Source organism: Micromonospora sp. NPDC047187, assembly GCF_040643355.1.
GTDB classification, from domain to species: domain Bacteria; phylum Actinomycetota; class Actinomycetes; order Mycobacteriales; family Micromonosporaceae; genus Micromonospora; species Micromonospora salmantinae.
Map to the genome: position 1 here is coordinate 572,383 of NZ_JBEYUF010000002.1, position 6,862 is coordinate 579,244.

General features: G+C 73.5%; 6 protein-coding genes. 5 read left to right on the forward strand and 1 reads right to left on the reverse strand.

Going from position 1 to position 6,862, the window contains the following annotated elements; genetic code table 11:
* Window positions 1-27 precede the first annotated feature (27 nt).
* Window positions 28-1,275, reverse strand: a complete 1,248-nt coding sequence (locus ABZ794_RS07260) for a hypothetical protein (RefSeq protein ID WP_210784786.1) — start codon at window positions 1,273-1,275, stop codon at window positions 28-30.
* A 129-nt stretch (window positions 1,276-1,404) separates the two neighbouring features.
* Between ABZ794_RS07260 and ABZ794_RS07265 the strand changes: the two genes are divergently transcribed.
* From ABZ794_RS07265 to ABZ794_RS07285, 5 genes are all read left to right on the forward strand, one after another.
* On the forward strand, window positions 1,405-2,304 hold the full coding sequence (locus tag ABZ794_RS07265; protein WP_210784785.1) for a TatD family hydrolase: 900 nt from the start codon (window positions 1,405-1,407) through the stop codon (window positions 2,302-2,304).
* A 46-nt stretch (window positions 2,305-2,350) separates the two neighbouring features.
* Complete coding sequence (gene rsmA, locus ABZ794_RS07270) at window positions 2,351-3,220, forward strand: 16S rRNA (adenine(1518)-N(6)/adenine(1519)-N(6))-dimethyltransferase RsmA (RefSeq protein ID WP_210784784.1); 870 nt, start codon at window positions 2,351-2,353, stop codon at window positions 3,218-3,220.
* A gap of 86 nt (window positions 3,221-3,306) precedes the next feature.
* Entirely contained in the window at window positions 3,307-4,254 is a 948-nt protein-coding gene (locus tag ABZ794_RS07275) for a 4-(cytidine 5'-diphospho)-2-C-methyl-D-erythritol kinase (protein ID WP_357514631.1), read from the forward strand.
* A 120-nt stretch (window positions 4,255-4,374) separates the two neighbouring features.
* Window positions 4,375-6,180 carry an ABC-F family ATP-binding cassette domain-containing protein gene (locus ABZ794_RS07280; protein ID WP_210784782.1) on the forward strand — a complete coding sequence of 602 codons (1,806 nt, stop codon included), beginning with the start codon at window positions 4,375-4,377 and terminating at the stop codon, window positions 6,178-6,180.
* Between the two features lie 100 nt (window positions 6,181-6,280).
* Entirely contained in the window at window positions 6,281-6,736 is a 456-nt protein-coding gene (locus ABZ794_RS07285) for a DUF4383 domain-containing protein (RefSeq protein ID WP_210784781.1), read from the forward strand.
* Window positions 6,737-6,862 lie beyond the last annotated feature (126 nt).

The following is a 6,862-nucleotide window of genomic DNA, read 5'->3' on the forward strand; positions in this document are numbered from 1 at the left end:
CGGCGGGTGCCCCGCCGCCGCGCGCCGTCACATCGCGTACCGGGTGTCCATCACCTGGTCGTCGGTCACCTCGGCGCCCGGCGCCCAGGCCTCGTAGACGCCGCGTTCCTGACACTGCGCGCCGGTCGTGACCACGGTGTCCGGGTTCGGGTAGCGCAGGCGCACCCGCAGCCAGCCGGCCTCCTCCCGCAGCACCAGGCACGGCGCCCCCCGCCACTGGGCGAACCGGAGCCGGCGGGCCACCGCGTCCACCGGGTAACGGGCCGCGCGGGTCATCGCCAGCACCCGGAACCCACCGGGTAGGTCGGCGACCGCCTCGTACTCGCTGTCGCCGTACATGCCGACCAGCTGGGTGGAGCGGGGAGTGTCGGCGTTCGGCACGTACTCCTGGTCCGGTGAGAGGCCCGGCACCGCGGCCAGCAGGTGCCGCCACTGCGGGCCCACCATCCGCAGCCACCCGCGCTGCTCGGCCTGGTAGGTGTACAGCACCACCTCCACCCCCTCCGCCGGGTACGCGATGAGGGCGGCGTTCGCCGGCATCGGCAGGTCGGCGAAGTCCCGGGTGATGAACTCCGGGACGAGCTGACCGTTGCTGGGCACGAAGCCGGTGCCGAGCACCGGGGCGCCGAGCCGGTCCCGGGAGGCCAGCGCGGTCAGGCCGCTGTGTGCCGGGCCCACCGGCACGTCGTAGTCGCCCGGGTCGGACGCGCGCCAGCGCAGCGCGTACGCCACGTCCGGGCCGTCCCGGCCAGCGTCACCATCGGTACGTAGCACCGTCGTCGTCGCCGGCGTACGCAGGTGCGCCACATCGTGCTCGCGGTAGCAGAAGCCGTGCGGCAGCCAACCCCGTACGTAGCCGGCGAGCTGCTGGGCCGAGAGCACCTTCATCATCCGGGTGCCCCGCCGGACCACCGCCGTTGCGCGCGCCGCCGCCAGCATCGGGTCGTCCGCCGCCGCCGGCTGCTGGCTGAGCTGGTGCAGGTAGGCCCAACCCCGCTCGCGGTGAGCGGGCATCAGCAGCGGCGTCTCCGGCTCGTCGGCCGGCTCGGTGGCCCCGTGCACAGCGGTCACCTCGGTGACGTGCACGAACCGGTGCCACGGCAGGGCGCTACCCGGGCGGGGTGCCCACTCGAAGCCGGCCACCTCGTCGGCGCTGAACAACTCGTACGCGGCGCCTCGGGCGATCTCCTCGGCCGGGTACAGGCCGCCGCCGAACGCCACGTGCAGTCCGGTCCGTTCGCCGGCGCTGCCACCGGCCTGGGGGGTGACGCTCATGCCGTCGCCTCGCTGCTCGGTGGGATGGGGTCCGCACGCTGTCGCGTCCGCTCGTGAGCGACCGTAGAGTCGCGCGGCGTAGCCGGGGTGAACGTCGGGTGGCGGGCAGATGGACAGGCCCGGTGTGTGATGCTGTCGCTGATGAGCGAGCCCACTGAATCCCGTCGCGAGCGTGCCGCCCGGCGGGCCGGAGAGTTTCCGCCCGCCCCCGAGTCGTTGCCCCGGGCGGTACTGGACAGCCACACCCACCTGGACATCACGGTCAGCGAGGCCGGCGTGCCCGGCGGCGGGCCGGCCGACGACCCGGTTGCCGTGGCCATCGCGTTGGCCACGAAGGTCGGCGTGGACCGGCTGGTCCAGGTGGGCGTGGACGTCGCCTCCTCCCGGTGGGGCGCGGACACCGCCGACCGGTACCCCGCCGTGCTGGCCACCGTGGCGTTGCACCCCAACGAGGCACCCCGGCTCAGCGACCTCGACGAGGCGTTGCGGGAGATCGAGTCACTCGCCGCCCGCGATCGGGTCCGGGGGATCGGCGAGACCGGAATGGACTTCTTCCGGACCGGCGACGAGGGGCGTGCCGCGCAGGAGCAGAGTTTCCGGGCGCACATCGCCATCGCCAAGCGGTACGGCAAGACGCTGGTCATCCACGACCGCGACGCGCACGCCGACGTGCTGCGGATCCTCGACGACGAGGGTGCTCCCGACCGGGTGGTGCTGCACTGCTTCTCCGGCGACGCCGACTTCGCCCGCGAGTGCGTCCGCCGCGGCTACCTGCTGAGCTTCGCCGGCACCGTCACCTTCGGCAGCGCGACGGCGCTGCGCGAGGCCGCCGCGCTCACCCCGGTGGATCAGATACTGGTGGAGACCGACGCCCCGTACCTCACCCCGATGCCGTACCGCGGCCGGCCGAACGCCTCGTACCTGATCCCGCTCACCGTTCGCGCGCTCGCCGCGACCACCGGCAGCGACCTGGACGAGCTGTGCGCGGCCATCTCCGCCACCGGCGACCGGGCGTTCGGCCCATGGTGAGCCCGGCCCGACGGTCGGCACCGACCCCGTCGCTACGCTGCCAGCCATGACCGGTCTCCTCGGCCCGGCGGAGATCCGGGAACTCGCCGCCCGGCTGGGCGTCGCGCCCACCAAGAAGCTGGGCCAGAACTTCGTGCACGACCCGAACACAGTGCGCCGGATCGTGACCGCCGCCGGCCTCACCCCCGACGACGTGGCCCTGGAGGTGGGGCCCGGGCTCGGCTCGCTGACCCTGGGGCTGCTGCCGGTCGCCGGGCACGTGCACGCCGTGGAGATCGACCCGGTGCTCGCCGGAGCGCTACCGGAGACCGTCGCGCGGCACGCCGGGGCCGACGCCGCCCGGCTCACAGTGCACCGCGCGGACGCGCTGCGCATCGCCGCCGCCGAACTGGCCGACCCGGCACCGACAGCGCTGGTGGCGAACCTGCCCTACAACGTCGCAGTGCCCGTGGTGCTGCACCTGCTCGCCGTGCTGCCCACCCTGCGACACGGTCTGGTGATGGTGCAGAAGGAGGTCGCCGACCGGCTCGTCGCCGGCCCCGGCTCCAAGGTGTACGGCATTCCGTCGGTGAAGCTCGCCTGGTACGCCCAGGCCCGGGGCGCCGGCAAGGTGCCGCCGAACGTGTTCTGGCCGGTGCCCAACGTCGACTCCGGCCTGGTCTCCTTCACCTGCCACGAGCCGCCCCGCACCGACGTACCGCGGCAGCGGGTCTTCGCCGTGGTGGACGCGGCGTTCGCGCAGCGGCGCAAGACGCTGCGCGCCGCGCTGGCCGGCTGGGCCGGTGGCGCGGACCGGGCCGCCGCGGCGCTCACCGCCGCCGGCGTCGACCCCGGCGCCCGGGGGGAGTCACTGACCGTCGAGCAGTTCGCCGCCATCGCCGCGTCGGCTCCGGTCGGTACGCCGGCCGCGAAGTAGGCTGACGCGGTGCCCGCCCAGGACGCTGAGGAGCTGATCGTGGCCAAGCCGTTCGACATCCGCCTGCGCATGCGGGACATCACCCCGTGACCGAGGCCTGGCGACCGGACGACGACGAGCCACGCGGGGCCATCGGCCCGGTGCGGGTTCGGGTGCCCGCGAAGGTCAACCTGCACCTCGGGGTGGGCCCACTGCGCCGGGACGGCTACCACGAGCTGAACACGGTCTACCACGCCATCTCGATCTACGACGAGCTGACGGCCCGTCGGGGCGACACCCTCGCGCTGACCATGGAGGGTGAGGGCACCGGCGAGCTGGCCCTGGACGACACCAACCTGGTGATCCGCGCCGCGCACGCCCTCGCCGGGTACGCGGGGGTGCTGCCGCACGCCCGACTGCACCTGCGCAAGCAGATCCCGCTCGCCGGTGGGTTGGCCGGTGGCAGCGCCGACGCAGCCGCCGCGCTGGTGGCCTGCGACGCGCTCTGGGGCACCGGGCTGTCCCGCGACGAGCTGGCCGGCATCGCCGCCGACCTCGGCTCCGACGTGCCGTTCCTGATCTACGGTGGCACCGCGCTGGGCACCGGCCGGGGTGAGGCGATCAGCCCCGTGCTGGCCCGCCCCACCTCCTGGCACTGGGTGGTGGCGATCGCCGACGCCGGTCTCTCCACCCCGACCGCGTACCGGGAGCTGGATCGGCTGCGCGACACCGGCGCAGCCGGTGCCCCGCTGGGCAGCACCGACGCGCTGCTGGGCGCGCTGCGCCAGCGTGACCCCCGGGTGCTCGCCCGCACGCTCGGCAACGACCTCCAGGACGCCGCGCTGGCCATGCGCCCGGCGCTGGCCGACACCCTGAAGGCCGGCGAGGCGGCCGGCGCGCTCACCGGCATCGTCTCCGGCTCGGGCCCGACCTGCGTGTTTCTCGCCGCCAACGCGGCCGACGCGGAGCGCATCGCCGCCGAGTTGACCGCAGCGGGCGTCTGCCGGGAGGCGCGCGTCGCGCACGGTCCGGTAGCCGGCGCCCGCGTCGGCTGACGACGCGTTCCACCGGAGCTGCTGGCGCGCGGCGCGGGCGTTCGGGGCTTCCGCGTACCCTTGGGACAGGCGTCCAGGTGCCCGCCGGCATCGGGACGCCTTGATCATGAAGGGTGGAACGTGGCGAACATCGTCAATCTGGACCGGGTGTCCAAGGGGTACGGCGCCGCCGGGCGGCTGCTCACGGACGTCTCGCTCGGCCTGGACGACGCCGACCGGATCGGCGTGGTCGGCCTCAACGGCGCCGGCAAGTCCACCCTGCTGCGACTGCTCACCAAGCAGGAGGACCCCGACGACGGTCGGGTGACCCACCGCCGCGACCTGCGTGTGCTGTGGCTGCCGCAGCAGCTCACCCTCGCTCCCGAGGCCACCGTCCGGGACGTGGTGCTCGGCACCGCCTGGCTCGCCGAGGGCATGGGCGCCGAGCACGAGTGGGCCGGCGACGCCGGGGTGCGAGGCATCCTCGACGGCCTCGGCATGCCGCACCTCGGCCTCGACCAGCCGGTCGGCCCGATGTCCGGTGGCGAACGTCGCCGGGTGGCGCTCGCCGCGCTGCTCGTGCGCGACTCCGACCTGCTCATCCTCGACGAGCCCACCAACCACCTGGACGTCGGCGGGGTCGACTGGCTGGCCCGGCACCTGGTCGGCCGTAAGGGCGCCCTGGTCGTGGTCACCCACGACCGGTGGTTCCTGGACGCGGTCTGCACCAACACCTGGGAGGTCGCCGACCAGACCGTCCGCGCCTACGAGGGTGGCTTCGCCGCCTGGACCCTCGCCCGCGCCGAGCGCGAGCGGGTCGCCGCCGCCACCGAGGCCCGCCGGCAGAACCTGCTCCGCAAGGAGATCGCCTGGCTGCGCCGTGGCCCGCCCGCGCGGACCTCCAAGCCGCAGTTCCGCATCGACGCCGCGAACGCGTTGATCGCCGACGTGCCGCCGGCCCGCGACACCATGTCGTTGCAGCGCATGGCCACCTCCCGGCTGGGCAAGCAGGTGTACGACCTGGAGAACGTCGAGCTGCACGCCGGCCCGAAGGAGATCCTCCGCGACGTCACCTGGCTGGTCGGCCCCGGCGACCGGATCGCCATCCTCGGTGCCAACGGCGCTGGCAAGACCACGCTGCTGCGGATGCTCGCCGGCATCACCCGCCCCGATGGCGGTCGCCTCGGCACCGGCTCCACAGTGCGGCCGGCGTTCCTCTCCCAGGAGCTCACCGAGCTGCCCGGGCACCTGCGGGTGCTGGAGGCTGTGGAGGAGGTCGCCCGCCGGGTTCAGCTCGGCGACCGGGAGGTCTCCGCCGCGCAGCTCGCCGAGGTGTTCGGCTTCGACGACCGCCGCCTCTGGACCCCGGTCAGTGACCTCTCCGGTGGGGAACGCCGCCGGTTGCAGATGCTGCGGCTGCTGGCCGGCGAGCCCAACGTGCTGCTCTTCGACGAGCCCACCAACGACCTGGACACGGACACCCTCGCCTCGCTGGAGGACCTGCTCGACTCGTGGCCCGGCACGATCATCGTGGCCAGCCATGACCGGTACCTGATCGAGCGGGTCACCGACACGGCGTACGGGATGTTCGGCGACGGTCGACTGGTGCACCTGCCGGGCGGTGTGGACGAATACCTCGCGCGGACCGCCGAGCGGGCCGGCTCTCCTCGGGTGGGCGTCACCTCGACCTCCGCGCCCGGCACCCCCTCGGGAGGTGGCATGTCCGCCGCCGAGGTCCGTCAGGCCCGCAAGGAGCTGACCCGGCTGGAGCGGCAGCTCAGCAAGCTCGACCAGCGCGAGACCACGCTGCTCGATCAGCTCGCGGCGGACGCCACCGACTACGCCCGGGTCGCCGAGTTGGACACCCAGCTCAAGGATCTGCGCGCCGAACGGGAGCGGATCGAGGAGAGCTGGATGACCCTCGCCGAGGACCTGCCCGAGAGCTGACCGGCCGGGCGCGCCGGCCTGGGCCCCGTGTGCGGCGTCACACCACCACATGCGAGACAATCGTCGGCGACACCTACCCCACGGCGTTGGAGACACAGACATGGCACACACCCCCGTCAACCACCCCGCGCGGCCGATCTACCGGGCGATCGGCGGGCTGACCGGTCTGTACCTGGTCGTCTTCGGTGTGCTCGGCATCATCGCGAGCACCGGCAACGAGATCCTCGCCCAGGACGACACCCGGGTCCTCGGTCAGGGCACCAACCTCGGCTTCTCGCTGCTCAGCGTGCTGCTCGGGATCATCGTGCTGGTCGGCACCGCGCTCGGCCGCAACATCGACGTGGCGATCAACCAGTGGCTGGCGTACACCCTCATGGTGGTCAGCCTGGCCGGTCTCGCGTTCATCCGGACCGACGCCAACATCTTCAACTTCAGCATCACCACAGTGGTCGTGGTGATGACGGCCGCGCTGGTGCTGCTCATGGTCGGCATGTACGGCAAGGTCGGCACGGAGGACGAGGCGGAGGCGTTCCAGAAGGCTCGTCTCGTTCTCTGAATCCCTTTGGTCGCGGCCGTGGGTTTTCGCCGGAGCCCGAGCTGCTCCGGGCGGGGGGGGGGGTTAGCACGCGCCGCCCGGGGCCCCGCCAAAACAGACAGAGGGCCCCCGAGCGGCCGGACCCCC

Excerpts from the sequence above, each read along its gene's own strand:
- ABZ794_RS07260 (WP_210784786.1), bottom strand. The coding sequence starts at position 1,275 with ATGAGCGTCACCCCCCAGGCCGGTGGCAGCGCCGGCGAACGGACCGGA.
- ABZ794_RS07265 (WP_210784785.1), top strand. The coding sequence starts at position 1,405 with ATGCTGTCGCTGATGAGCGAGCCCACTGAATCCCGTCGCGAGCGTGCC.
- rsmA (WP_210784784.1), top strand. The coding sequence starts at position 2,351 with ATGACCGGTCTCCTCGGCCCGGCGGAGATCCGGGAACTCGCCGCCCGG.
- ABZ794_RS07285 (WP_210784781.1), top strand. The coding sequence starts at position 6,281 with ATGGCACACACCCCCGTCAACCACCCCGCGCGGCCGATCTACCGGGCG.